This window comes from Anisomitus miae (SeqCode), assembly GCF_054906395.1.
The window spans coordinates 177153-204047 of the sequence record NZ_JBRACL010000008.1; the positions used below are offsets into that span (position 1 = coordinate 177153).

The 26895-nt window shown below is 29.8% G+C and carries 25 protein-coding genes; 22 read left to right on the plus strand and 3 right to left on the minus strand.

The features are described 5' to 3' along the window. The first annotated feature begins 47 nt into the window (after nt 1–47). The 4 genes from nagB to AALI31_RS06460 all read left to right on the plus strand — a co-directional run bounded on the left by nagB (nt 48) and on the right by AALI31_RS06460 (nt 4184). The gene (gene nagB / locus AALI31_RS06445; protein WP_489885709.1) at nt 48–788 is read left to right on the plus strand and encodes a glucosamine-6-phosphate deaminase; all 741 of its coding nucleotides are present in this window, start codon (nt 48–50) and stop codon (nt 786–788) included. A 92-nt stretch (nt 789–880) separates the two neighbouring features. Beyond that, on the plus strand, nt 881–1279 hold the full coding sequence (locus AALI31_RS06450) for a hypothetical protein (protein ID WP_489885710.1): 399 nt from the start codon (nt 881–883) through the stop codon (nt 1277–1279). A 161-nt stretch (nt 1280–1440) separates the two neighbouring features. Beyond that, a complete protein-coding gene (locus tag AALI31_RS06455; protein ID WP_489885711.1) occupies nt 1441–2649 on the plus strand; it encodes an Ig-like domain-containing protein in 1209 nt (402 codons plus the stop codon). A gap of 44 nt (nt 2650–2693) precedes the next feature. Further along, the gene (locus tag AALI31_RS06460) at nt 2694–4184 is read left to right on the plus strand and encodes a beta-propeller domain-containing protein (protein ID WP_489885712.1); all 1491 of its coding nucleotides are present in this window, start codon (nt 2694–2696) and stop codon (nt 4182–4184) included. 31 nt (nt 4185–4215) lie between these two features. On the opposite strand, the gene speE is transcribed toward AALI31_RS06460, so the two are convergent. Next, nucleotides 4216–5073, minus strand: a complete 858-nt coding sequence (speE, locus tag AALI31_RS06465; protein ID WP_489885713.1) for a polyamine aminopropyltransferase — start codon at nt 5071–5073, stop codon at nt 4216–4218. 18 nt (nt 5074–5091) lie between these two features. Next, a complete protein-coding gene (gene speD / locus AALI31_RS06470; RefSeq protein WP_489885751.1) occupies nt 5092–5496 on the minus strand; it encodes an adenosylmethionine decarboxylase in 405 nt (134 codons plus the stop codon). A 324-nt stretch (nt 5497–5820) separates the two neighbouring features. Between speD and AALI31_RS06475 the strand changes: the two genes are divergently transcribed. Both AALI31_RS06475 and AALI31_RS06480 read left to right on the plus strand, forming a co-directional pair. Next, a complete protein-coding gene (locus tag AALI31_RS06475) occupies nt 5821–6696 on the plus strand; it encodes a tRNA 2-thiocytidine biosynthesis TtcA family protein (RefSeq protein ID WP_489885714.1) in 876 nt (291 codons plus the stop codon). Between the two features lie 812 nt (nt 6697–7508). Next, nucleotides 7509–8033 carry a TetR/AcrR family transcriptional regulator gene (locus AALI31_RS06480; RefSeq protein ID WP_489885715.1) on the plus strand — a complete coding sequence of 175 codons (525 nt, stop codon included), beginning with the start codon at nt 7509–7511 and terminating at the stop codon, nt 8031–8033. A gap of 9 nt (nt 8034–8042) precedes the next feature. On the opposite strand, the gene AALI31_RS06485 is transcribed toward AALI31_RS06480, so the two are convergent. Continuing rightward, nucleotides 8043–8825: a DUF2238 domain-containing protein gene (locus AALI31_RS06485; protein ID WP_489885716.1), complete on the minus strand. Its 783-nt coding sequence runs from the start codon at nt 8823–8825 to the stop codon at nt 8043–8045. A gap of 260 nt (nt 8826–9085) precedes the next feature. Here AALI31_RS06485 and AALI31_RS06490 point away from each other — a divergent pair, with 260 nt between their 5' ends. The 16 genes from AALI31_RS06490 (at nt 9086) to AALI31_RS06565 (ending at nt 26892) form a co-directional block, all read left to right on the plus strand. Continuing rightward, nucleotides 9086–10735 carry a glutamine--tRNA ligase/YqeY domain fusion protein gene (locus AALI31_RS06490; RefSeq protein WP_489885717.1) on the plus strand — a complete coding sequence of 550 codons (1650 nt, stop codon included), beginning with the start codon at nt 9086–9088 and terminating at the stop codon, nt 10733–10735. A gap of 140 nt (nt 10736–10875) precedes the next feature. Further along, entirely contained in the window at nt 10876–13062 is a 2187-nt protein-coding gene (locus tag AALI31_RS06495; protein WP_489885718.1) for an N-acetylmuramoyl-L-alanine amidase, read from the plus strand. 166 nt (nt 13063–13228) lie between these two features. Continuing rightward, complete coding sequence (locus AALI31_RS06500; protein WP_489885719.1) at nt 13229–14293, plus strand: S24 family peptidase; 1065 nt, start codon at nt 13229–13231, stop codon at nt 14291–14293. 87 nt (nt 14294–14380) lie between these two features. Then, nucleotides 14381–14554 (plus strand): hypothetical protein, encoded by a 174-nt coding sequence (locus AALI31_RS06505; RefSeq protein WP_489885720.1) that lies wholly within the window; start codon nt 14381–14383, stop codon nt 14552–14554. A 49-nt stretch (nt 14555–14603) separates the two neighbouring features. Further along, nucleotides 14604–14789: a DUF4250 domain-containing protein gene (locus AALI31_RS06510; RefSeq protein ID WP_489885721.1), complete on the plus strand. Its 186-nt coding sequence runs from the start codon at nt 14604–14606 to the stop codon at nt 14787–14789. A 26-nt stretch (nt 14790–14815) separates the two neighbouring features. Next, on the plus strand, nt 14816–17044 hold the full coding sequence (locus tag AALI31_RS06515; RefSeq protein WP_489885722.1) for a heavy metal translocating P-type ATPase: 2229 nt from the start codon (nt 14816–14818) through the stop codon (nt 17042–17044). 51 nt (nt 17045–17095) lie between these two features. Further along, nucleotides 17096–17293 carry a heavy-metal-associated domain-containing protein gene (locus AALI31_RS06520; RefSeq protein ID WP_489885723.1) on the plus strand — a complete coding sequence of 66 codons (198 nt, stop codon included), beginning with the start codon at nt 17096–17098 and terminating at the stop codon, nt 17291–17293. Between the two features lie 113 nt (nt 17294–17406). Further along, nucleotides 17407–19599 carry a molybdenum ABC transporter substrate-binding protein gene (locus AALI31_RS06525; RefSeq protein WP_489885724.1) on the plus strand — a complete coding sequence of 731 codons (2193 nt, stop codon included), beginning with the start codon at nt 17407–17409 and terminating at the stop codon, nt 19597–19599. A 147-nt stretch (nt 19600–19746) separates the two neighbouring features. Beyond that, complete coding sequence (locus AALI31_RS06530) at nt 19747–19974, plus strand: hypothetical protein (protein WP_489885725.1); 228 nt, start codon at nt 19747–19749, stop codon at nt 19972–19974. Nucleotides 19975–20003: 29 nt separating this feature from the next. Continuing rightward, nucleotides 20004–20225: a hypothetical protein gene (locus AALI31_RS06535; RefSeq protein ID WP_489885726.1), complete on the plus strand. Its 222-nt coding sequence runs from the start codon at nt 20004–20006 to the stop codon at nt 20223–20225. A 167-nt stretch (nt 20226–20392) separates the two neighbouring features. Further along, nucleotides 20393–23503, plus strand: a complete 3111-nt coding sequence (gene ileS, locus AALI31_RS06540) for an isoleucine--tRNA ligase (RefSeq protein WP_489885727.1) — start codon at nt 20393–20395, stop codon at nt 23501–23503. Nucleotides 23504–23547: 44 nt separating this feature from the next. Then, nucleotides 23548–24546 carry a LacI family DNA-binding transcriptional regulator gene (locus tag AALI31_RS06545; RefSeq protein ID WP_489885728.1) on the plus strand — a complete coding sequence of 333 codons (999 nt, stop codon included), beginning with the start codon at nt 23548–23550 and terminating at the stop codon, nt 24544–24546. A gap of 310 nt (nt 24547–24856) precedes the next feature. Next, entirely contained in the window at nt 24857–25429 is a 573-nt protein-coding gene (locus AALI31_RS06550; protein ID WP_489885729.1) for a nucleoside recognition domain-containing protein, read from the plus strand. 16 nt (nt 25430–25445) lie between these two features. Further along, entirely contained in the window at nt 25446–25970 is a 525-nt protein-coding gene (locus tag AALI31_RS06555; protein ID WP_489885730.1) for a spore maturation protein, read from the plus strand. 84 nt (nt 25971–26054) lie between these two features. Further along, nucleotides 26055–26252: a hypothetical protein gene (locus AALI31_RS06560; protein WP_489885731.1), complete on the plus strand. Its 198-nt coding sequence runs from the start codon at nt 26055–26057 to the stop codon at nt 26250–26252. Between the two features lies 1 nt (nt 26253). Continuing rightward, entirely contained in the window at nt 26254–26892 is a 639-nt protein-coding gene (locus AALI31_RS06565; RefSeq protein ID WP_489885732.1) for a hypothetical protein, read from the plus strand. Nucleotides 26893–26895: the final 3 nt, after the last annotated feature.

Genomic DNA, 26895 nt, shown 5'->3' on the forward strand with positions numbered 1-26895 from the left:
TAAAATACAACTTGAAATAAAATTATTGAGTTATTAAGGAGGAAGCTATGAGGGTTATAGTTTTAGAAAATTCTGATGAGGTTTGTAAGAAGGCTAGTGATATTATAGGAGAGACTATCGATAACAAGAAAGACGCATTTCTAGGATTAGCAACTGGTGGAAGTGCCGAGAAGGTTTATGATTATTTAGTTAGGGATTATGAAAGTGGAAGATTAGATTTTTCTGGGTGCTCTACCATTAACTTAGATGAATATGTTGGACTTTCTTCATCTCATCCACAGAGTTATAGAAGGTATATGGATGATAGATTTTTCAACCGAATTAATATAGATAAGAAAAATACTTATGTACCGATTACGACTGGTGATATAAAAAGCGAAATCTTAAGAATTAGGAAATTGATAGAGGAAAAAGGAGGTACAGATATACAGTTATTAGGCGTTGGAGGTAATGGTCACATCGCTTTTAATGAACCAGGTGATAAGTTAAATGCAAATGTAAGTGTTGTAGATTTAAATGAAGAAACTATAAAAGCGAATTCTAGATATTTCGATAGTATAGATGATGTACCTAAGCAAGCAGTGAGTTTAGGTATAGGAGATATTTTAAAATCTAAAAAGATAGTTTTAGTAGCTTTTGGAGAGGAAAAGAAACGTGCTATATCAGAACTACTCACAAATGATTACATCACTACTAAGTATCCTTGTACTTTTCTTAAAGCTCATAAGGATGTAACGATAATAATTGATAAAATTATAGCACATGGAATTAATTTATTAGGCTCGTAGGATATTAATAAAAATATTTTTAGAAATATGGTTTAAACTTTCTGGAAGTGTAAATAATTAACATATAAATATTTATTGGGGGTTAATTTTAAATGTTTTTATCATTATTTACAGATAGGGAGAGAGAGTTATTTTATACGCTCGCTTTGCATTTGGTTGAAAGTGATGGTGTAATGACAGGAGAGGAAGAAACCCTTCTCGAAAGTTTTAAATTCGAGAGTAATGGTCAGATCCTGGAAAAGGTAAATGAAACTCCTAATGAAATTATAAATGAGCTTAGTTCAAGTGGGGCTAAGATAAGGAACTGTATTTTGCTCGAGCTTGTGTCTATTGCATTGGTAGATAATCGTTATACTGAAAATGAAAGATCCATAATTTCAAAAGTTGTAGAGAATTTTGGCATCTCAGATGATAAGTTTGAGGAGATTTTTGATTGGGTCGTAGGAATTAAGGAAATGTATTCTAAAATTGTAGAATTAGTTGAGATATAAGGATAGCTTATTGCTATCTTTTTTCTTTTTTGCAAATATTTATATAAAAATTATAGTTAATTACTCATAAATTACTAAAATTTGAGCAAAATAGAATTAAGATGAAATGGACAATTAAGGATTTTCTAGATATTTTACAAATTTGGAGGGAAAGATAATTTATGGGTGTTTTTATAAAGAGAAAAATTACATTTGGAGTATTTGTTATTTTAAATCTTATTTTAGGATTTGTATTTGCCCTTAAAGTTTTAGCCATAGAAGCTTTTGATGTGGATAAATCTTTTGATTTAGAAAGGTTTTCATTTCAGGAAGTGGTCGATTCAGTAAGAGAAGGTGTGGATTTGCAAGGAAGTATCTTAATAGATAGGATAACTAATAATAAAAATACAATTACTGGAAGAAGTATTAAAAACTCCATTATTAAACTTTCAATAGGTGGTACGGAGTATGTATCAAGTACAAATGATGATGGGAGTTTTACTCTATTGCTAGAAGAAGGATTGTTAGTTGATGTGGATCAAATAAATATATGTGTTTACAATCATCTGCAAGAGGAATTATCGAATGAATCTTTTATAGTACATGATGTACTACCTCCTGTAGACCCTATAATAGATAAAGTGGTTGACAATTCAGATAAAACTATAACAGGTTTTGGTGAGCCTAATTCTTTTGTGAAGATATACATTTTAGATAAGGAATTCACTGGCTGCGTTTCTCAAAGTGGAAATTTTGAAATAGATGTTCAGGATTCTTTGGAACATGCTGATAGCTTTAGAATAGTTTCGTATGATTATTTTAACAATTGCTCTAACTTTATTACTAAACCAGTAAATGATGTGATACCACCTAATAAACCAGATATAAGCATTGTCAATTGTAACAATAATTTTGTACATGGATCTGGGGAAGCTAATTGTGATGTGGTTGTAAGTTTTGATAGCAGTAAGTATAAGTCTAAGATAGATGATAATGGGAGCTTTTATATTTATGATGATGAGGGGTATATGAGTGACACTGACCTTATAAAAGTAAGAGTTGTGGATTCATATGGCAATAATTCAGAAGAAGTATTGCTCAAAGTACAAAAACAAAATGTTGGAAAGGTGGTTTTGAAAGGAGTGGACATGGACAATAAAACCATTAGAGATGCTATGATAAAGGTAAGGGAAGTTGGGGATTATTATTCTGGTAATGATGATAAGGTTTTTAATTTAAGCAGTGATGGGAATTTACTCATTGATGATTTGCCATTTGGAAATTATGAACTTACTATAAGATATAGGACAGATGAACATAGGCTTGAGGAGAATGTGTTAAATATAAATTTGAACGAGGATAATTCAGAGATTGAGATTTTAATAGATTAAATTTTCATATTTGTAGATGGAACTTAGAGGAAGTGATTGTGCATATGCGTGTAAGGTATTTATTTTTCATAATTTTATTTACATCCATATTTTTGAGGTGTTACCACGGTACATATTCATATGCTTATGAGTCGAAGAAGCAAAAGAGTGTTTGTGTTTTTGATGATGGGTACATTTATAGATTCGGGGACTCAGAGATAAATATTGTAGAGATTAACGATTGTAGTGATATGAAGGTCAAGAATATAGTTTTGGAGGAGATTCTAAGTGATTGCAATATTTATGTAAGTGGGAATAATCTTTTTTTAAGTGGAATGAAGAGCGAAGGGGACGAAAGCTTTTTAATCATATCCATCTATGACATATGTGATAAACAAAATCCTGTTAAAACAAATGAATTTCAGGTAAGAAGCGATTATTATATTTCTAAAAATAGGGATAGCTTTATTTATTTAGCTGCTTACGAAGGAGAGAAGAGCAACATTATTTGTCTAGATTTAAGTGAGAATAGAGTTCACTTAAAGACTCAAGAGTTTTATAGTGAAAAGCCGAGCTTGATATATACATCTTCTGATGATTTATACATTATATGTGGGGACGATGTGGCAGACAGGGAATTTACTACAATTTATAAATTTCATGCAAATAAAGACATACTAACTTATGTTGATAAGGTATCTTTAGATGGGGAAGTTTTAAGTGAGAAATTTATTGATGAGTATTTAGACAATTTAAGAATCTTTGCTTTATCCGGTAGTGAAGGAAGTAAAATGTATGTATTTGATGAGGATCTAAAGCTTATAAACTGTGTAGATAAGCTTTTTAATGTTGAAAGTGTGAGTAATGTATACTTTGATGAAAACATGTTTTATATTTCTGGTTTTTCAAAGAAGGGATATTTTATATCTTATAATTTAGATGATTTAACTGAGGTTTCTAAAATAGAGTTACCGGTTTGTATAAATCACATTTATGGATTGGACGAAAATAGGATAATCATAGTAGGAAATGAAACTAGGTTTAATACGTATAAAAATTTATACACTGATAAAGTTTATGAACTAATGAAAAATATAGGATTAAAGATCTTGCTTTTAGAAGATGTTAAAACAAGCGATATGAAAATTTCAAGTTACTATTTAATCAAAGGCAAGTATGTTTACTCCTCTTCGTTTTTAGATGAAAGCCAGCTAATATATTTAAAAGATGAAGAGAGTTTAGTATTGCCTATTGATATTAGTGATTATAGTACAGAAGTTGATATGGGTAGTGCTATGGAGGTAAGCTATAGTTTTTATGAAAATTTAATATCTAATTTTAAGAAAATATTCAATGGGATTTATATTCTTAATTTTAGTAAGCATAATGGAATAGATTTAAATTCTACTATTAATAATTATAAAAACTTTAATTCTACGGAGCCTGAAGAAGTATATTATACTCACGTATACGATGGGAACATATTTATGTTTACAAGCAATCAGGTGAAGGCATTTGATTTAGAGGGTATGTTCTTGGGAGTGGCGACTTTTTAAAAAATAAAGGGGAGACTTAAGTGTCTTCCCTTTAGGTGTTTTTTGAAGAATTTATAATTTCTTTAACATAATTTGGTAACGCAAAGCTTGCGATATGAATTTCGGCATTGTAATATTTTGTTTTTATATTATTCTTATTCCATAAAGATAAGGATTCATTTATAGGATTAATAGATTTGGATGCAAATCCAAATAACCAATGTCCAGATGGATAGGTTGGTATGAAGGCTTGATAATATTCAAGTATAGGAAATATTTTATTTATTTTAGAACAAGACCTGGACAATTCCTTTATATTAAATGGATAATAAGGACTTTCACTTTGGTTTATGAGAATACCATCTTTTCTCAATACCATATAACAATTTTTATAAAACTCGACACTGAACAATCCTTCTCCTGGTCCTATAGGATCGGTAGAATCTACTATTATGAGATCATAACATTCATCATTTAAACTTTTAACAAAACTTATACCATCTTCAAAAATCAGTGTTACCCTAGAATCGGTTTTAAGAGACTTAGAAACATTAGGAAAGAATTTTAAAGAAGCATTTACCACTTCCTGATCTATTTCTACCATAGTGATTGATTCAATTGATTTATATTTACAAAGTTCACGTACAGTTCCTCCATCTCCGGCACCGATAACTAATACATTCTTGATATTTGGATTACAAGCCATTGGAATGTGAGTTATCATATCATGATATATAAATTCGTCCTTTTCAGTAATCATCATTATATTATCAATAACCAGGTAATTTCCAAATAAACTATTGTTAAAAACATCTATTGTTTGGAAAGAACTTTTCTTATGAAATAAGTGTTTATCTATTTTATATGAAATTTTAACGGTTTCATCATATTTCTCTGTGAACCAATCCATTAATTATCCTCCATTATTTTAATCATTAGGTTTATGTGTTATGGTTGATATATCTAAATTAGCATGTTTTGAGATTTTCTGAGTAAGTCCTCTTGGAATCTCAGTAGACTCGCTTAAATCGGCTAAAAGTTTTTCTTCAAGATAGTCAAATCCTATCCAAGGATCTATATTTCCACAGGTAAACAAATCGACAGCAGCGTAGCCGTATTCAGGCCATGTGTGTATAGTTAAATGCGACTCGGAGATGATAACTGCACCGCTTACACCATAAGGGTTAAAGTGATGGAAGCAACTTTCAACTATTGTAGCTCCCATTTTAATAGCAGCTTCTTTCATGTGAGTTTCTATAAACTTTGGATCTTTTAATAGATCATTATTACAATTATAGTATTCAACTAAAATATGACGACCTAATGCGTTAATAATGTGCACTTCACACCCTCCCTTAAACAATAAAAGTTTACTTGAAAAATACCTAAAGTTTAGTATAATTAAACTCTATAACATAAAAATTTAAGTCACTATAATATTTAACCAGAGCCAATTAAATACAATAATGACTTATAAAACTCAATCGACAGTATAGTGCAACAAACTTTAACTTGCAACACATCTGACTTAAAATATATAATAAATTCATTTGGTAGTCAATATAAAAACGGACTATTTGTAAATTAATATTAGTAAAATTCATTTTCATGTACATATTGGGTAAATTTTGTTTAACTAACATTAGGAGGAAATATTATGGATGGAGAGGAGACCATTGCTTCTCATTGTGAATCGCATGTTCCTTATGAAGGAAAAAAATCTTTAAAGGATATTGAAAGTAGCATAATAAAAAGATATAGAAAAAGGATTTGGACGAAGTTTACAAGATCGATAAATGAGTATGGTCTAATTAATGATGGAGATAAAATAGCTGTTGCTATTTCTGGAGGTAAGGATTCCCTTCTCATGGCTAAGTTATTTCAGGAACTTAAAAAGCATGGGAAGAACAATTTTGAACTTGAATTTATATCAATGGATCCAGGATATCATGTTCACATAAGGAAGCTTTTGGAGGAAAATTGCGACTATTTGAATATTCCGGTAAAGATTTTTGATTCAGGCGTTTTTTTAATTGTGGATAAAATAGCTAAGGAATATCCTTGCTATATGTGTGCACGTATGAGAAGAGGGTTTTTGTATGATAAAGCAAGGAAACTCGGGTGTAATAAATTGGCTCTAGGTCATCATTTTAATGATGTTATTGAGACAACCCTTTTGAATATTTTTTACTCGGGTAATTTTAAAACTATGCTCCCGAAACTAAGGGCAGATAATTTTGAAGATATTGAATTAATTAGACCAATGTACTATATAGAGGAGCAATCGATTGTTGCATTTATAAAAAATTCTGGTATACTCGCTTTAAATTGTGCTTGTATGGTTGCTGCTAAAAGAATAGGTAATAAAAGATATGAAATAAAGGATCTGATAGTTGAAATGAAGAAAAAATACAAACATATAGATAAGTCTATCTTTTCAGCAGCCTGTAATGTAAATATGGATGGTATACTTGGTTGGGTAAAAGATGGCAAGAAAATTTCGTATTTAGATGAATATATCAAACATATATAAATCAATTATGAGATTTGTTGATGCAGGAAGTTTTATGTAAGAATAAATAAGCGAACAGTATTTACATATCCGAACTACATCAAGGTCTTCAGTGTAGACTCCAGGGTTTTTGATACATAATGAGTTAAATTATAAATTGGAAGAGAATTGCTTTTACTTGGGTCGTTATCTATCAGAGTTGTGTGTGTAAGATGTGAATTTATACTGACTTCTAAGATTTCTTGCCATTTGCTTTAGTTTTTTTGATATCTTTTGCTGAGGACTCCGATTATGGTAAATCAAATAGAAGAGTGAATAGAAAAATGAAGTAAGCCATTTCTAGTATAATCTCTTGAATAAATAGCAGTCCTTTAGATGCATATCTTGATATTGCAGTCATTTTATAATCGAGTGGTACGTCCAACAACTCTTTTCGATAAAATCTTCCTTTGTTTGTAACAAAGGAAGATTACGATATAGAATTCACCATAGTTACTAGGTTCTTTTAATTAAAAAAAGTATTAAATTATGAAGAAAACAGATTATTATAAAGTATATTAAATTATTGTTCTGCAATAGAAGTTTGTTAAAAGTTTTAAAAAATGGTAAAGTTATTTCTAAAATACTAAAATAGTTATATAATAGTGTAATGTATAGAGATATTTTTACAAATTATAATTCATAATCAAATTTAAGGATATGAAGTTCTTTGTTTTAAGAAAGTATTCGTTTTAATTTGTAATATTATCTAATGTTGGAAAGAAATACGTAGAGAAAGTTATTCTAAGAGAAAGGAGATAACTATTTAAAGATTTTTAAATAGTTTGTGCGGGATGCCTAAATCGGTTTTATGTGACAAAAAGGAAATTTATGAAAGAGTCAAGAGTTTGTTTCTCGTGAATGGTTACTCAGGTGTTGATATAAAAACTATTGCATGTGAGTGTAAAATGGCCGTTGGAACTTTCTATAATTATTATGAAAATAAGGAAGAGATTTTTTGTGAAGTTATAAATGATAGTTGGAATTTATTTTTTGAAACGCTTAAGAGGAAGAAAGTGTTGGAGGAATTCATAGAAACTCTTTACTTCTATATCAGAGACAATAAAGGATTTGGATTAACATTTAAAAGTATACCGATTGATAAAGCAGTTAATGTAAATAAGTTATATGACAAAATAGTAGATGATGTATCTGGATATATTGTAAATTTTATAAATGATGATTATAAAAACATAGGAAGAAGAATTGTTTTATCATTGTTTATGTCAGTAATATTATTTACAAACTCCTGTGAATTTAACGATCAAGATAATTTAAAATTTATCAACAGTTTGTTTTTGAGTTATCAAAAACAATAAAACAGGCTTTTATTTAGCCTGTTTTTTATTTTTTAAGAAATAATATACAAAGCAAAATCCTACAGCTCCAATTGTGTTTGCAATAATATCAGACATAGTATCTAACAAACTATTGTTTTGTGTGTTTAAATTTAATAGTGCGTCAATTGTGAATTCGTATATTTCCCACATGGTTCCACAGGTAATTGAAAAACAAAACATTAGTAAGATTACAAGTGAAGGACAAGAAGAGAAGATATTTTGATTTAATTTAGATGTGAAATACCTTGTAAATGGTAGTGCTAGTACTGATGACACAATACCAAATACTAAATGCAGAAAAAAATCATATTCATATATGATGTAGTAAAATTTTAATGTAGTACCTAAGAATATACATATAAAAATATGAAACTGAAGTATGTTTATCTCCATATTTTTAAATTCTAGAGGGAGAATCCTAACGGATACAATGCTTAGAGTCGTTGCTAAGATAAGTGATAATCCACCATATAATAACTGTACGTTTGCCACAAGTAAGGGAATCACTATTAATATTATCGACAATACTAAATTTATAGATTCTGGAATCGTGAAGGAAGATTTTTTGTAGGAGAATACTAATATTCTTGAGATTATTACGAAAAAAGCAAAGATAAAAAGTAAAATAGAAGGTATGAAATAGAAAATGATCTGCTTACTCGTTAAGTTTTCATAATGTGTGTATTGTAAAAGTATTTTTCCCATTATCATAGAGAATACTGATAAAATAATGGGAACTATAGTTATTAAATTAATTGTAAATTTTTTCATTTAACTCCTCCTATGTCGTAATATGATCCAAATATTTAAAGACTACATTATAAATTAGGAACAATTTTCTTGCAATAACTATTTTGGTTTGGGAGTTAGATTGTTAAAGGTATTATTGAAAAAGTGTGTGTGGTATTTTAAGTTATTTAAAAATTAAATAATTTATGATAGAATGTTGCTTAGTATCTGATGAGGTTTAAATTCATATTTTAAGTATTTTTTATATAACTTAAACAGTAAGGGTTAGAGGAGGATTTTATATGCAAGATAAGCTTAAACCATCTAATTTTATAAGAAATATTGTATTAAATGATATTAAATCTGGAAAGCACAATTCAATAGTAACTCGGTTTCCTCCAGAACCTAATGGGTATTTACATATTGGTCATGCAAAATCTCTAGAAATAAATTTTGCTTTAGCTAGGGAATTTGGAGGAAAGTTTAATTTGAGGTTTGATGATACAAATCCGTTAAAAGAGGATATTGAGTATATCGAATCTATAAAGGAAGATATTAAGTGGCTTGGATATGTATGGGATAATATCATGTATGCGTCAGATTATTTTGAAATTATGTATGATAGAGCAGAGCTGCTGATAAATAAAGGGTTAGCTTATGTTTGTGACTTAACTGGAGAGGAGATTAAGAGGTTTAGGGGTACGCTTCAGGAACCTGGAGTTGCATCTCCATATAGAAATAGGAAAGTTGAGGATAATTTACGCTTATTTAGAGATATGAGAGATGGTAAATTTAGAGATGGAGAAAAGGTTCTAAGGGCAAAAATAGATATGTCTTCCAGTAATATTAATATGAGAGATCCTATTATTTATAGAATATCTCATGTGTCTCATCATAATACGGGGATTAGATGGTGTGTTTATCCTATGTATGATTTTGCACACCCTCTAGAGGATGCTATTGAGGGTATTACTCATTCCATATGTACACTAGAGTTTGAGGATCATAGACCTTTGTATGATTGGTTTGTTCATAACTGTGAAATGAAAAATACACCGAGACAGATTGAGTTTGCAAGATTAAGTTTAACCAATACTGTAATGAGTAAAAGGAAATTAAAGTCGTTAGTTGATTCTGGAATTGTTGATGGATGGGATGATCCACGCATGCCCACTATAGCAGGGTTTAGAAGGAGAGGATTTACTCCTGAATCTATTAGGAATTTCTGCAGTGCTATCGGTGTGGCCAAATCAAATAGCATAGTTGATTATCAAATGCTCGAATATTTTTTGAGAGAGGATCTAAATCCAAAGTGTAGTAGGATTATGGCGGTCATAGATCCTATAAGAGTCGTTATAACAAATTATAAAGAGGGCGAGGTTGAGGAGTTATTCATTGAAAATAATAAGGATGATGAGTCTATGGGCAGAAGAAGAATAACTTTTTCAAAATACATCTATATAGATAGGGAAGATTTTATGGAAAATCCTCCTTCAAAGTATTTTAGATTATTTAAAGGAAACGAGGTTAGACTTAAAGGAGCGTATTTTATAAAATGCCATGATGTTATAAAAGATAAAGATGGAAATATTTTAGAAATTCATTGCACTTATGATCCAGAGACTAAGAGTGGAAGTGGGTTTTCTGGACGGAAGGTAAAGGGGACTATACACTTTGTTGATTCTACTAGTGCTATAAAAGCCCAGTTTAGACTGTTTGAGCCACTTATTTTGGAAAATTGTGGTGATGAGTTTTTAAATAACGTAAACGAGAATTCTCTAAGAGTATTTAATGGATTCATAGAGGACAATGCTAAAGGTAGTAATGCTTATGATAAATATCAAGTATTTAGGCATGGATATTTTTCGGTTGATCCTAAGTATACAACAGATGATTTGTTGGTATTTAACAGAGTAGCGTCACTTAAAAGCTCTTTTAAAATTAATAATTAGATTTTGCAAAAGTAACTTTTAGAAGTATACTTTTTTCAAAACTGTAAAACATATATGAGATTAATTTCTTTATGTAGGTGATTGGTTTGAAAAAAATTCTTGAGTTGCTTTTGCTTTTTTTATGTGTATCAATCTATACAATGTTTTGTTCTCAAAGTGTCTTATGCAAAGAAATTAAATATGAGATGAGAGGAATACATCTGAATTTAAATGATTTTGATTTTATTTCCAGCGAGTTTAGTGTAGAGGAATTTAAAAATTATATTGTAAATAGCTATAACTTGGCCAAGGAAAATGGATTTAACACTATATTTGTAGATATGTCTGGATTTATTGATTTGTACACCACAGAAAAATTTAACGAGAAGCATGAAAATTTAGTTTCTTACATCGTCAAAGAGGGATTTAAACGTTGCTTGGATATACATGCATGTTTTTCAGACTTTTCATTAAAGGATTTAGGAGATGAAAACAATATAGAAATGTATTTAGCATCATTACCTGAAGGAGCATTTATAAAGGATAATATAGAGTGGATAGTTAAATTCGATGATAGGTATTATTTAGATTTAGGTATCCGTGAAGTTAGAGATCATTTTATCAATTTGATAGTGGATTTGTCAAATAAATTCAAGTTTGACGGAGTTTATTTGGATAATATAGGATATCCTGAGAATATTAACAAGTATGTTTTTAATGATTCTTATGGTTATGTAAATTACAATGAAGATAAACTTTCTAAGGAAGTTTGGAGACGACAAAATGTAAATGATTTCTTAAAAATATTAGGTGAGAAATTTAAAAGTTATAAAAATGAGCTCAAATTTGGCGTAGGTGCTAATTATATTTGGAGAACAATTGAAGATGATGTAAATGGAATAAACTACAAAGGGTATTCTGATTATGATAAGGGATCATTTGATTCTCTAAATATTGGAAAAATGAATTATGTAAATTACATGGTTATTAAAATAGGGGATGACATAAAAAATAAAGATGATATTGAAGATATTGTTTGTTGGTGGGAAAAAAAATTTAGGACTTATTCAGTTGATGTGTTTATACAAGGTGATGAAAATATAAGAGATGTTATAGAAAAAGTGCGGGAGAATTTTTTTGTTAACGGCTTTATGGTTAAAAATTATGACAATATACATAGCATAGCTGATTTATTGTATAAAAAATCTATGATTCCAAGATATAAATCTTTTGATAGTTATTACACAGTTAGTGATATACATATTGTTCCAAAACTGCGAGGAGAAGATTTAGAGTTTAGTATTTTGAATGATGGATTTGAAAATACCAAAGGGTTTGTTGTATATAAGTTTCCTTACGATAATTTAGACTTGACAGATGGGAATTATATAGATTCAATAATTCCAAGTCAGGGAAAGTTAACAAAATTGAATTTTAAAAAAAGTGATGGAGTTTATGCAATTACTAAATTTAATTATAATTCCATTGAGAGTATGGTTAATTCAGTGTTTGTTGTGGGGGATGATATCGGTTTAGTGGAAGGAAAACTTTTACCAAATAAAGTGAAAGTTGTTAATGAAGAGGTAGAAATAAATCTAAGTTCTAGTATCAAGGGCAATGAATTTAAATTTTCAGTTGAGAAGGATGGAGAAATTCTTATTCATAATGAATTTTCAAGTGAAGTAACTTTTAAGTTTGTGCCTGAAAAGAGTGGAATTTATAGAATAAATATTTCTGTTGTTAACAAGGATAATAATAGTAATGTTGTGAACTCTTATTTAAATATTGAAGTTAAGGATTATTACGATGTGGTTTTAGATGCAGGTCATGGTGGGGATGAGTATGGTGCAAGAACCCAAGATGGAGTTTTAGAGAAGGATATTAATCTATCTATATGTAACCATGTTACAAATCTTTTCAAAGATGTGAAGAAAATTAACGTTAAAAATGTAAGGGTAAATGATATAAAAATTGATCTAAGTGATAGAGTTAAAATTTGCTCGTTCCTAGGAGGGGATATATTTTTATCCATACATCAAAATGCTTTTGACAATGAAAGTGTTAATGGAGTTGAAACATATTACTATATAAAAGAGAGTTTTAGTCGTAGGTTAAGTGAAATTGTGCAAAATAATTTAGTTAGCGAGACGAACGCTTTTGATAGGGGAATTAAAAATTCGAATTTTGTCGTTTTACGAGAGAATATAGTACCATCTATCCTTATAGAGTGTGGATTTATAACAAATATTCATGAATTAGATAATTTAATTGAAGAGGAGTACCAAAAGAGTATTTCTAAGGGAATATTTAATGCTGTTAATAGATTTTTAGAGTTAGAGGAGATTTGAGGAGTATTTTTATTAATACTCCTTTTGTATTACTTTACGAAAAATTTAAATTATTTTGTCATAATTTGAAATAATAAAATATACTTTTTTGTTTACAGGCATTATAATACTTAATTAAGTGGTGAAATTAATCAAAGACGATATGGCACAAAAGGAGTTTTCATAAATGGTAGTAGTTTCATTAGATATGTTTTTAAACAACACTCAAGATGCGTTTGTTAAATATAAAAATGATAAGTTCTGTTTAATTAAAGGAAATAGAGATTCTGGAAAAACGATTTCTGCAATTTTTAAAGCATTGTACTTGAAAAGGAATTATTGTTTTGATAGAAATGATAAAATACTATTTATAACTTCTGAGTTAGAAAGTAGAAATGTAGTAGATATTTTTAACTACATAAACAAAAGTGATTTATATATTTCGATAATTCCCTCAGACGATATTGAGGTGCACATACTTACATATAGTCAGTTTATGAAATATAAAATGGGATACTTTTATACTCATGTAATAATTGATAGAATAGAAGATCTTTCTACTGAAGATGTTAAACACGTATTTTCGTTCTTTAAAAATACATCTTACTCAAAAGTGTATTTGATACAAGATTCTACGGAAAATATTCAAGGTGTTTTGGAATCTTTAGAATACCTGAGAGAGATGATAAAATTAAGAGAAGGAATATTTGGTTTTAGGTATGTTATAGATTATGGTGACAGAGATGAGTTCACTCAGATATCTATGATGCCAGATATCAAATATCTAAATTACCTATACAAAGAGTATATAGATTTTGATACGAAGGATTTAAAAGGATATTATGTGAAAGATAATCAGTTATATGTAGATAGAGGTACCTTTTTATACAACGTTAGTAATGAAAGCATGGAGGTTGATTCGATATTTGATAACTTCGTAAATGAAAATTCTATTTGCGTTTTGAGAGATTGGGTTAAATGCGATATAAGCTCTTTAAAGTTCGTGGAAATAAGCGATGAAGGAATGGGGAAGTATGATTTGTCTAGAGGGGATATTGTTTTGATTGACACGTCAGTCATAACGAATAATCAAGATGTTGTTGTAATACTTAGACATGGACGTCCGTACGCTAGAAAAATTATGCAATCCGGTAATAGTGTAAAATTCGTATCAGATGAGAGCATATTTAGTGATATATACCTTGATGATGATGTTAGCATTTTAGGTAAAGTTGTTGGATACATAAGATGAATTTTAGATTTAAATAATAATTAATATTAATATTTAGATATTTGTGGTATAATTGTCCAAAAATTTAGAAAGTTTGAGGTGTTTCTAATGAAGTATTTTAAATTGGGATTGTTGGCTGTGACTGTTTCGCTTGTGGCTTTGGTTATTGCTCTTGATAAAAAATACAATAAGGAATGTGGTTCGGATTGTTGTGATGACAAAGGTGAAAGCTCAGAGAAGGATTTTTCAGAAGGAATTGTTGTTGAGGAGTCTGTGTTGTAAGATTATAATTGGTATTTAAATTTTTGAAAAATTTTAGGTTGGTGATAGTGTGGATATACTAAAGATGGATAAGAATATGTTCTTGAGCATTGTTAATATGAAACTTAGAGACGAGTTTAAAGATGATGAGGATTTGTGTTCTTATTATGGCATTGAAATTAGAGAATTTTACAATAGGTTAAGTGAGTTTTGTCTTGCTTATGACAAAGGTACAAACCAGATTAAAAATCTGTAGTAGTTAATTTATGAAGGGAGGTTATTATGAAAATAACTTTAAAGATAAAGGGAATGACCTGTGCTTCATGTTCTTCGTCTATTGAGAAAGCTCTTTCGAGAAAATCGGGAATCAATGGTGTAAGTGTAAACCTCGCAACTGAAAAATTAAGAGCTGATTTTGATAGTGAGGTTATATCTGTTGATGAAATCAAAAACTTAGTTTCAAAACTCGGGTATATTGCAGAAGATTACATAAATAACGATGATTATTCTGATCAAAATATCAATATGAAAAATTTACTGGTGAGATTTATAATCTCACTAGTTTTTACATTGCCACTTTTGTACGTTTCCATGGGACATATGTTTTCATATAAGGTAATCGATTTCTTAGATCATATGAAAGAACCTGTGAACTTTACAATTTTTCAATTTGTATTTGCCGTCCCAGTGCTTGTTATGGGTATACCCTTCTTCAAAAGAGGTATTAAAAGTTTGATTACACTTAGACCTAATATGGATTCTTTAATTACAATTGGTGTATTTTCATCTTTTTTCTATTCTGTTTATGAAAGTGTGAGGGTAATTAATGGCACTTATACTTCTGCTATGAATTTATACTACGAATCTTCAGCTACTATTTTAACTTTAATTACTTTTGGAAAATACTTAGAAGCATTCACGAAAGGAAAAACTTCTAAATCAATAAAGAAATTAGTCGATCTTGCACCAAAGGTCGCTTTAGTCGAGAAGGGAGGAAAAGAGGTAGAGGTTAAAATAGAAGAAGTTAAGATAGGGGATGTCTTAATAATAAAGTCTGGGGAAAAATTTCCTGTGGATGGTAAGATAATTTATGGATCTTGCATAGTTGATGAGTCTATGATTACAGGGGAGAGTATTGGAGTTTCAAAATGTGTAGATGATAATGTAATTGGTGCTAGTATAAATAAAAATGGATTTGTAAAATGCGTTGCTACTAAGGTTGGGGACGACACTGTACTTTCCCAAATAATAAATCTTGTAGAGGAGGCTCAGAACTCTAAATCTAAGTTTTCTAAATTAGCAGATAAGGTATCTTATTATTTTGTTCCTTCAATAATTTCTATAGCTATTATTTCATTTTTATTTTGGATGTTATATGGAAATGGTTTTGAATTTTCTATCACTATATTTGTTTCAGTACTTGTGATTGCTTGTCCTTGTGCTTTAGGATTAGCAACTCCTACGTCTATTATGGTGGCAACAGGTATGGGAGCTGAAAATGGGATACTTATAAAATCTGGAGAAGTATTAGAGATTGCTCATAAAGTTGATGTCGTTGTACTGGATAAAACCGGAACCATAACTGAAGGTAGACCAAGTATTACAGATTTGTTTATAAATGAGAGTGTGTTTAAAGATGAGGAAGAGTTTTTAAGATATCTCTCTAGTATAGAAAAATATTCAGAACATCCCTTAGGAGAGGCCATTTTTAAATATAGCTCAGATAAAAATATAGAAATTTTTGACATAGAAAATTTTAAAACTCTTGAAGGAATGGGAGTAAGTGCTAATGTTAATTCTAGGAAAGTACTTGTTGGGAATAAAAGACTTTTAGATGTTAATGACATTGATATAAAAGAATTTAAAAACGTTGGAGATATTCTTGCGAATTCGGGTAAGACTCCTATGTATGTTGTTGTAGACGGAAAGCTTGGTGGGGTTATAGCGGCTGAAGATTTGGTAAAAGAAAATTCAAAAGATGCAATTCATAGATTAAAATCCATGGGCAAAAGGGTAATTATGTTGACAGGAGATAATTCTAAGACAGCAAGTAGTATAGCGAGTAAGGTAGGAATAGATGAGGTTATATCAGAAGTTCTACCTAAGGATAAGTCTTCTGAAATAGATAAATTAAAGAAAAATGGAAATATTGTTTCAATGGTTGGAGATGGAATAAATGATGCTCCTGCACTTATGAATTCTCATGTGGGAATTGCAATAGGATCAGGAACTGATATTGCTATAGAATCTGCCTCTGTTATTTTAATGAAGAATGATTTAATGGATATACCGAAGATGTTTATGATTTCTAAGAACGCAGTTAGAAATATAAAGCAAAATTTGTTTTGGGCTTTTTTGTATAACATAATTGGAGTTCCATTTGCTATGGGAGTATTTTATTTATTCGGAGGGACATTATTAAATCCTATGATAGCAGCTCTTGCTATGAGCTTTAGTTCTGTATCTGTCGTTCTTAATTCCATAAGACTTAAATTTATAAAAATATGTTGAGGATTTAAGTAAAATAGGAAGAACGGTTTTAAAAAATATTTGAGGTGAGTTATGAGAAAAATATTTATAAATGGAATGAATTGTGGTCATTGTGAAACCAAAGTTAGAAATGCATTATATAGCATAGGTGCTTCTGACATACAAATTGATTTGGAAAATAAAATAGTAACCTTTGAATGTAGTAGACCTGATGAAGACATAATTGAGGTTATAGGAGATTATGGATTTGATATAGACAAAATTGAATAGAGGATTTTTAAGAAACTGATAAGTTTATAAGGATTTTTCTTGTAAATTGTCAGTTTTTTTGTATTTTATAAGGAATTTTATTGGTGTAGAATTATGTTTAGGGGGGTTAGGATATGGGGAATTTTATAAAATCTAAAAAGGTTTTTTACATAATTGGTATTTTAGTTTTTGTTATGTTCTTTTTGGCTATAGGAGTTTTGCAAATTTTCCTTAAAGATAAGAGCTTGAGGATGACCAATGGTACTATAAATGAAATTAAAGAAAATACAAGTTTGATTGAAAGGGTGTATCTTGATTGGTGGTCATCGTCTTTAAATAAAGTTTCTTCCCAAGGGGTTAAGAATGTTTATGAATTTAAAAATACATATAAGAATTTAAATATTGTTGTTAGAGATGAAAATGTTTTGAGGGATACGATTTTAAATGAGATAATTATAGATGGACAACCTATGTTTGAGTATAATTACGAAATCGTTGAAAGTAATAACGGTAAAAGTATATTTAAAATTTCCTTAGATCAATTTAGCAAGAATAATTCTACCAATATAACTAAACTTTTGAGTATTTACAATAGATATGATAACGTTTTTTACAATATAGAAGTTGATTCGTTTCAATTTAGATTTAACATTTCTAAGGATTTGAGTTTTATATATTTGAATTTTGAAAATTACATATTGGATTTCTATGATAAAGAATTTAAAATTGAATCTAATTACTACAGTGAAAATAACCAAAACTTCATTTACAATTTTGGGCATGTAAATAAAAACGTAAGGCTTCCCATAGTAAATGATTTGAAGGTTTCAACATCCATGCAAGTCATAAATACTTTCTTTAACGAGAATACAAATTTTACACTATATAATAGGTTTGGCAATCCTATTGCAACCTTCGGGATTTTAAGTTCGAGTGAACTTAAAATTTTAAATAGCTACAATCTATCAAACGTTTATGACATTGAGCTTAAAGATCAAGTATTTTTATTCGATTCTGATAACAACGAAGATAATATTTTCAAAATCGAAAAAAGAGAAAATGGATCTGTAGATATATTAAATTTAATAGATAACTATAGTTTATACTTTGATGATAACACTATGAAAGCATATAAGGTATATAACGATAATAAAAATCCCGAAAAGGAATTTATTAATTTTAAGATGTACAGAGATTTAAGAAATGGGGACTATGTATTTACTCCCAATAAAGATTTAGATTCATATAAGTTTTATGCTTTTAACGACAATAAATTTCTGTCATACAATGAGGTCACAAATAAGTTCGAAGATAATGATACGGGAGATACATTTATAATTAATCCACAAAACAGAATTTTCAATATTGAAAATGGGATTTTCTTAGGGAGAGATAATAAGGATGCAAAAAATTATTCTTTTACAGGGGAATTGGAGTATGGTGATGCGGATATTTTTAAACTCAATAATATGAATTCTTCAATATTCTTAAAGGCTGATTATGATGATATCAAAAATCAAATAATGGCAGGGAATTACATCCAAGTTTTATTGAAGAACAAGGAAACGGGGAATTTCTTAAGCGTAAATTCCAAAACCAATGAAGCCACAAATGAAAATCTTTATAACGATTCTTATTTAGATGGGGGATTTAGTTATAAAACAGCCATTAACAATTTGAGTAATTTCGTATTTGAAATACGTACATATAGCAGTGAGACTTTAGATTTTAATCTATACAGTAAAGTTAAACAAACTTCTTTGAATGCTGGAGATGGTCTTTTTACCAATAGATTAATATTTGATAAAAGTGATGATAATAAGGTGAAATTCACTCTTGAAAAGAGTGAGGGAAGAGATACGGAATTTAAAATTAAGGATAACTATGGAAGTTATTTATCTTTTGATAAATCCGATAACTTTGCACAGGTAACATACTCGGGGTTCTTGCAGAAATTCTTCATGGGAAATGATCTTTTAGATACTTTTGAGATTTACATCACAGATTTTGAAACTCTGGAAGAGGTAAACTCAGGAGAATATATTTCATTTTCCTCAAGACATAAAGGGAGTAATGTATTTTCGATAAAAGTTTCTTCAAAGAGTAAGGGAGAGAGTGAAATATACATAGATGAATATGCAATAATCAGAAATAAAGAAATGATGTTTTTGAGTGGTGACAATTTGATGAAAGAGATGGTAATTACTAAAGATTATAAAACCGTAAAGGGAATTGATAGTTCTTTAATATCGAGGAGGGATTCAGAGTATTTAGGATATAGGTTTAAGATTTTGAATGAGATAGGTGGAGCAATTTCTAAAAATTAAGATTAATGAAAAGTTACAATAAAGTTTAAAAAGTGTTGTGTTTGAATATGAACTAATATATAATAATGTTAACACATTGTAAAGTGACGTAATAGTGGTATTGGTCATAAGGTGAAATTTTTTTTGTAATTTTAGGAGGTGTGTTGTGTGTTTGTACCTGGTAGAGGTCTTGGCGTTGGTACAGCTATCATTGTTGGAACTGTAGGGTTAGCTACAGTTGCTGGTCTTGCAGCTGGAATTGGAGTTGAAGAAAGTAAGTCTGCTGTAACTAAGAATAAGCTGAGTACATTACAAGATGAAATAAATTTAGCTAAACAGGTTAAGGACGAAATAAATATAATTCCACCTGGTGGAAAGGGATTTATAAATAGGTAGTAAGAGTTTTGGTTTAAAGGAGGTAGATTATGAAGTTTCGTAACTTGATTTTAGGTGGGACAGTTGCGACAATTGGTGCTATGGGAATATCTCTTGCGGTTATATCTAGTGAAAATTCGCAAAGGACTAAGCTGATAGATGATAAGAAAAAAGAGCTTAGTGAGGCACTTTATCCTGTTGTACCAAGTGAGTCAAGGATATTAAGTTCTCCAGCTGGTCCCGCTCTTCCATCACCTGGATATGAAAATTAATAATTGAACATAATACGTTGTCGTTTTTTATGTGACAGGAGAGATATAATTGACAATTCCAGTTTATGAATTTATAATTTTAAAAAACGAGTATATGAAATACTTCACTTTTAATGTTAGAGTGAAGTATTTTTAATTTACATAAACTAATTTTTGGTGGAGGAGATATGTATAAAAAGGTCGATTCAAATACTTCCATGGCTGATATAGATGAACGTATACTGGACTTTTGGGAAAAAAATGACATAATAAACAAAAACCTTAAACTAAATGATGATGGTGATTATTTCGGTTTTTACGATGGACCACCAACAGCAAATGGTAAACCCCATATAGGACATGTTATAACTAGGGTCATTAAGGATATAATCCCTAGGTATAAGGTAATGAAGGGATATAAAGTTTTGAGAAAGGCTGGGTGGGATACTCACGGTCTTCCTGTTGAGCTTGAGATCGAAAAGAAGTTATCCATATCTGGAAAAAAGCAAATTGAAGAATTCGGAATAAGCAAATTTGTAAACGAGTGTAAGGACAATGTCTTCAAATATGTAGAGGTTTGGAGAGAGATGTCTAAGAAAATTGGGTATTGGGTAGATATGGATGATCCATATGTTACGTATCACAATAGCTACATTGAGTCCATTTGGTGGGCGTTTAAGCAGATGTGGGAAAAAGGTTTGCTATACAAAGGACATAAGATTCTTCCTTATTGCTCAAGGTGTGGAACTGGTCTTTCTTCTCATGAAGTTGCTCAAGGGTATAAGGATGTTAAGGATAATTCTGCTGTTGTTAAATTTAAAGTTAAGTCCAGTGATAATAGGTACATATTGGCGTGGACAACAACTCCTTGGACTCTTCCTTCGAATACAGCTCTTGCTGTTAATAAATCTTTCATTTATGTTGAGGCTAAGGTTGGAGATGAGATTTTTATCTTGGCTAAAGACTTAATTAAAGTTTTGGGAGATGTAGATTTCGAAATCATTAAAGAGTTTAAGGGAGAAGAAATCTTAAACTTAGAATACGAGCAGTTGTTTTCTTACATAATACCAGAAGGAAAAGGATTTTATGTTGTCCATGGTGACCATGTGACTCTATCGGATGGAACGGGTATTGTACATACTGCACCTGCTTTTGGTGAAGATGATAATAAAATCGGTAAAGAGTATAAATTACCTTTTATAAATCCAGTGAATCTGCAGGGGAAATTTACTGATGAGGTAAGCGACTTTAAAGGTAGATTTGTTAGAGATTGCGATTTAGATATAATCAAGTTGTTAGAAGAAAGAAATCGTTTATTTAAGTCGGAAAAATATAATCACTCTTATCCATTTTGTTGGAGGTGTCATACTGCTCTTCTTTATTATCCAAAGGATAGTTGGTTTGTTAAGACTACCTCAATTAAGGAAAATCTTTTAAGAAATAATGATAAAGTTTCTTGGTATCCGGACAACATACGAACTGGTAGGTTTGGAAAGTTTTTAGAAAACGTTATAGATTGGAGTGTTTCAAGGGATAGGTATTGGGGAACCCCTCTTCCTATATGGGAATGTGAATGTCTTCATAGGGAATGTATCGGATCTATAGAAGAGCTGAAGCAGAAGGGAATAAATGTACCAGATGATATTGAGCTCCACAAGCCATTTATAGATGATGTAAAATTGAAATGCGAAAAATGTGGGAAGGAAATGGTTAGAACAAAAGAAGTGGTAGACTGTTGGTTTGACTCTGGAAGCATGCCATTTGCACAATATCATTATCCTTTTGAAAATAAGGAATTGTTCGAAAAAAATTTTCCAGCACAGTTTATATCTGAGGCAGTGGATCAGACTAGGGGCTGGTTCTATACGTTAATGGCTATATCTACAGCCATTTTTGATAAAAATCCTTTTGAAAATTGTATAGTCTTAGGGCACATACTCGATAAGCATGGGAAGAAAATGTCGAAACATTTGGGAAATGTTGTAGATCCAAATGAAGTGATAAATTCTCTAGGTGCTGATGCAGTTAGATGGCATTTTTATACTTCGAGTTATCCTTGGATTCCATCTAGATTTTCAGAAGATGACGTGAAAGAAGTGCATAAGAGGTTTTTATTGACTTATTGGAACGTGTATTCGTTTTATGTTCTCTACGCTAATTTAGATGAATTTGATCCGACAAAACATGAAGGTTTTGAGGTCAAAAATGTTATGGATAGATGGATATTATCCAAATTAAGTACCCTTATTGAAGAGGTGGATTCACTTTTAGATTCCTATAAAATAACAAATGCTGCATATAAAATTGAAGGCTTTGTAGATGAACTTTCAAATTGGTATGTTAGGAGAAATAGATCCAGATATTGGGCAAATGGATTTGGGGAAGATAAGGTTAGTGCATTTATGACATTGTATACGGTGCTTGTGGATTTATCAAAATTGTTATCTCCATTTATTCCTTTTGTAACTGAAGAAATTTACCAAAACCTTGTTGTAAATATAGATGATAAGAAACCAGAGAGTATTCATTTGTGTAAGTTTCCAAAATGCAATTATGATTTTACAGATAAAGAACTTGAGAAAAATATGGACTTGGCTTATAAAATTGTAAAGCTTGGAAGAAGTGCAAGAAGTAGTGTGAATATAAAAAATCGCCAGCCTCTTAAAAAGATATTGGTTAGTGGAAGAGATTTGGAGGGTTATTATCACTCGATTATAAAAGAGGAATTAAATGTAAAGGAAATAGAGTTTAATGCCGACATAAGTCGATATGTTAGTTTCGATATAAAACCAAATCTTCCTGTGCTTGGGAAAGAATATGGAAGATACATACCATCTATAAGAAAATTTTTATCTGAGAGTAATCAAATGGATTTGGCTCTTAAGATTAATTCGGGAGAAAGTGTTGAGATCAATTTAGGAGATAGAATTGTTTCACTCGATAAAGATAACCTTTTGATTAATATGAGTGGTCTTGAAGGGTATGCTTTCTCAGGTGAGGGATCTGTTGGAGTAATCCTTGATACGGATATAACAAATGAGCTTAGGGAAGAAGGATTTGTAAGAGAGATCATAAGTAAAATACAAAATTTGAGAAAACAAAAACAACTTGAAGTTAGTGATAAAATAAATATTTATATAAAAGATAGTGAGAACTTAGTCGATATTATTAGAAAGTATAAAAATAACATACAAAGAGAAACTTTAACGTTCAATATATATTTTGAGGATAATGATTTAAGCTATACTCATCTCAACGTAAATGGTGAATTGCTCGCCATATGTATACTGAAAGTATAAAATATTATAGAAGGGGCAGTTACTTATTGTAGCAAGGTATGGTTATGTCTATTTCAATTAAAGATGTTGCCAAGGAAGCAAAAGTTTCTATTGCGACTGTATCTAGAGTTTTAAATGGGATTGAAGTTGTTAATGAAGATACTCAAAAGAGAGTTAGGGAAGCTGTTGAGAAGTTAGGCTATAGACCGAATATAATAGCTAGAAGTTTAAAAACACAAAGAACGAGGACAGTTGGGATATTGATTCCTGATATTTCGAATTCGTTGTATCCAGAGATAGTTCGAGGAATAGAAGATGTTGCTAATATATATAATTACAATATAATTTTATGTAATTCTGATCTTAATGTAAGCAAGGAGAAGGAATATATATATGTACTGAGAGAAAAAATGGTTGATGGATTGCTATTTATGAGTAATTCCTTAGATGAGGATATTCTTGAGACTTTGCAAAAGTTAAATATGAGAACAGTTTTAATTGAAACAACGGTTGATAACAAAAATATTCCAAATATTAGAATAGATAATGTTGAGGCAGCCAGACAGGCTGTAAGTAAGCTCATTTTAAATGGGAAAGACAAGGTTTTGTATATAGGAGATCATAAAGATTCATTGAATGCATCAGCATACAGGTTCAAGGGATACAATAAGGCATTAAAGGAAAATAATATATCTATTAATGATGATTTGGTTTGCTTTTGTAGGCCGTTTTTGAATAATGGATATGACTATGTTCAAAAAAAGATAAATGATAAAACTAAATTTAACGGAATATTTTGTACCTGTGATGAACTTGCCATGGGGGCCATAAATGCTCTTAGGGATAATGGGGTTAAGGTTCCTGAAGATTGTGAGGTTATAGGATTTAACAATACGTTAATGTCATCTGTGTTTTATCCAAAACTTACAACTGTTGACCCGTCAAGTTATGATTTGGGTTCTATAGGAATGAGGATGCTTTTAAAGATTATTAATAATGAACAAGTTGATAATTTGAATTATATAGTTTCTCATAATTTAATCGAGAGAGAGAGTACTAGCTAATGCAATAGAGGTTGGTTAATATTTCATATTACGGAAGAAATCTGATCATTTTGTGAAATGGTCAGATTTCTTTTTAGTTTTACTACTTTGATTTGGTTTAATTAGATACATATTAATTTTTACCAAGCATTTTAAGGTATTTTAGAAAAAAAGAAGTGATCTCATTATTTTGTAAGTATTCTTTGGAAGTTAATAAACATTGAAATATATTACTGTATTGGGATTTTAGAAGACTATTTTTTTCTTTTTTAACATAAAAAGGAATTAAGAAAAATAAAATTACCTAAAAGATATTGGAGGAGGAGGTTACTTGATAAATTATATTTGGTTTTTTATGATATCATCAGGATTAGTTATTTCAATATTAAATGGGAAAGGGACAGAGATCACTAAAGTGATAACAGAATCTACTTCATCAACGGTAACTTTTGTAATTTCATTAATTGGAATTATGTGTTTATGGTGTGGAGTTATGAAAATAGCTGAAGAGAGTGGATTTACAAATAAATTATCTAAAATACTAAGCCCCATACTTAAAATGTTATTTAAGGAAAAGAATAATGACAAAATTATGGGACCTATTGTCATGAACTTGACCACTAATATGTTAGGACTTGGAAATGCTGCGACACCGTTTGGTATAAAGGCAATGGAGGAACTTGATGCAGTAAATGATAAAAAAGGAATTGCCTCTAATGACATGGCTTTATTTTTAATTTTGAATGCAAATTGCATACAGTTATTTCCAACAACAATTTTATCTATTAGAAGCATTGAAGGTTCTAATAGTCATGGAATTGTTTTAGTAGCTATTGTTATTACAACTTTTTTAACTTGTATAATTTCAATTTTAATATGCAAATTTTTTCAAAAGGTATTTTAGTTTGGAGGTAAAAGGATTGGAAATTATATCTTCCTCCTTTGTTCCAGTTATAATTTTACTAGTTATAACTTATGGAATATTTAAGAAGGTAAAAGTTTATGAGGCATTTATTGAAGGAGCTAAGGAAGGATTAAAAATATGTAAAAATATATTTCCCTATCTTTTGTGTATGCTTCTAGGTATAAAAATTTTTAGAGAGTCAGGAATTTTAAATTATATAATTGATTTTATTTCACCGTTTTCAAATGCGTTAGGAATACCAAAGGAGTTATTACCACAAATTTTTATAAAACCTTTGTCAGGGAGCGGTGCGTTGGGAATCTTTACAGATAATATAAAGAGCTTTGGGGTTGATTCATTTTTAGGAGTTTTATCTTCTGTATTAATGGGATCTACTGAAACCATATTTTACACAATTGCACTTTATTTTGGATCTATCAAAATAAAAAAAATACGCCATACCCTCTGGGCAGCTGTTATATCTGAAATGATAGGTGTAATTATTGCAATAAATATTACAAAAATAATATTTTTTAATTAACATAAAAGTAAATACTTAGCATAAAGTTTTATTAAGGTTTTTTAATATTATACAAAGAAGAATTAATAAGGAGTTGCATTCTTCTTGAAGATAATAAAAGGATTTTTAATGATCGTTGGTTTACTTACATGTTTTGTTGGTGTTGAGCCAGTACAGCAATTTTTAACAAGTGGTAGAAAACTACTTATAACGTTTATTGTAAAAATATTTCAAACGACTTTATCATGTTTCATGGTTGGATATTTTTTATCCTTTGTTATTGAAATGAGTGTGGGAGTTTGATATGAGTAACAGTGAATTACAAATAATAAGGAATGATGAACTATATGCGTATGAAGAAATAAAAATTAAAAATAGTAAGAGAAAAGTTTATTTTTTGAAGTTTACAATTTTTATCCTTGTAATATTAACCTTATTTGGAGGAATATTTTTCATTAGAGATAGATTTGAAAATATTAAAAGTACAGAGGAGAATTTAAATTTACAAAAACAGAAATTATCAAATGAACGATTGTCAATGGAGAAAACTTTAAAAGAAGAAAGTGATAAACTCTTAAAGTTACAACTTGAATATGAAAACAAAAATAAAGAACTGACGCAAACTTTGGATTCTATAAAGGTCAAAGAAGAAACTTTAAATTCTGAAATTGCAAAGATTGAAGAACTAAAAGATATGTTAATTAAACAGCTTTCTGATGTATATAGTTTAAATATGAGTAAACAGTATGGAACAGATAGTGAAAGCAATGACAGTTTAAATGGAGGGATAGCCAAGGAAGATAATTTTATTCCTTCTATGCAAAGTGGAGTTATTGGAACTGCGAATTCTGAAAATACACAATCAAAAATAAACAGAGTACTTAGTATTGCGAATGCGGATTGGCTTGTAAAATTTGATTCTTTGGGGGAGTTCAATTACTAATAA

Coding starts and splice junctions, on each gene's coding strand:
- nagB (WP_489885709.1), top strand. CDS start 48: ATGAGGGTTATAGTTTTAGAAAATTCTGATGAGGTTTGTAAGAAGGCT.
- AALI31_RS06450 (WP_489885710.1), top strand. CDS start 881: ATGTTTTTATCATTATTTACAGATAGGGAGAGAGAGTTATTTTATACG.
- AALI31_RS06455 (WP_489885711.1), top strand. CDS start 1,441: ATGGGTGTTTTTATAAAGAGAAAAATTACATTTGGAGTATTTGTTATT.
- AALI31_RS06460 (WP_489885712.1), top strand. CDS start 2,694: ATGCGTGTAAGGTATTTATTTTTCATAATTTTATTTACATCCATATTT.
- speE (WP_489885713.1), bottom strand. CDS start 5,073: ATGGATTGGTTCACAGAGAAATATGATGAAACCGTTAAAATTTCATAT.
- AALI31_RS06475 (WP_489885714.1), top strand. CDS start 5,821: ATGGATGGAGAGGAGACCATTGCTTCTCATTGTGAATCGCATGTTCCT.
- AALI31_RS06480 (WP_489885715.1), top strand. CDS start 7,509: ATGCCTAAATCGGTTTTATGTGACAAAAAGGAAATTTATGAAAGAGTC.
- AALI31_RS06485 (WP_489885716.1), bottom strand. CDS start 8,825: ATGAAAAAATTTACAATTAATTTAATAACTATAGTTCCCATTATTTTA.
- AALI31_RS06490 (WP_489885717.1), top strand. CDS start 9,086: ATGCAAGATAAGCTTAAACCATCTAATTTTATAAGAAATATTGTATTA.
- AALI31_RS06495 (WP_489885718.1), top strand. CDS start 10,876: ATGTTTTGTTCTCAAAGTGTCTTATGCAAAGAAATTAAATATGAGATG.
- AALI31_RS06500 (WP_489885719.1), top strand. CDS start 13,229: ATGGTAGTAGTTTCATTAGATATGTTTTTAAACAACACTCAAGATGCG.
- AALI31_RS06505 (WP_489885720.1), top strand. CDS start 14,381: ATGAAGTATTTTAAATTGGGATTGTTGGCTGTGACTGTTTCGCTTGTG.
- AALI31_RS06515 (WP_489885722.1), top strand. CDS start 14,816: ATGAAAATAACTTTAAAGATAAAGGGAATGACCTGTGCTTCATGTTCT.
- AALI31_RS06520 (WP_489885723.1), top strand. CDS start 17,096: ATGAGAAAAATATTTATAAATGGAATGAATTGTGGTCATTGTGAAACC.
- AALI31_RS06525 (WP_489885724.1), top strand. CDS start 17,407: ATGGGGAATTTTATAAAATCTAAAAAGGTTTTTTACATAATTGGTATT.
- AALI31_RS06535 (WP_489885726.1), top strand. CDS start 20,004: ATGAAGTTTCGTAACTTGATTTTAGGTGGGACAGTTGCGACAATTGGT.
- ileS (WP_489885727.1), top strand. CDS start 20,393: ATGTATAAAAAGGTCGATTCAAATACTTCCATGGCTGATATAGATGAA.
- AALI31_RS06545 (WP_489885728.1), top strand. CDS start 23,548: ATGTCTATTTCAATTAAAGATGTTGCCAAGGAAGCAAAAGTTTCTATT.
- AALI31_RS06565 (WP_489885732.1), top strand. CDS start 26,254: ATGAGTAACAGTGAATTACAAATAATAAGGAATGATGAACTATATGCG.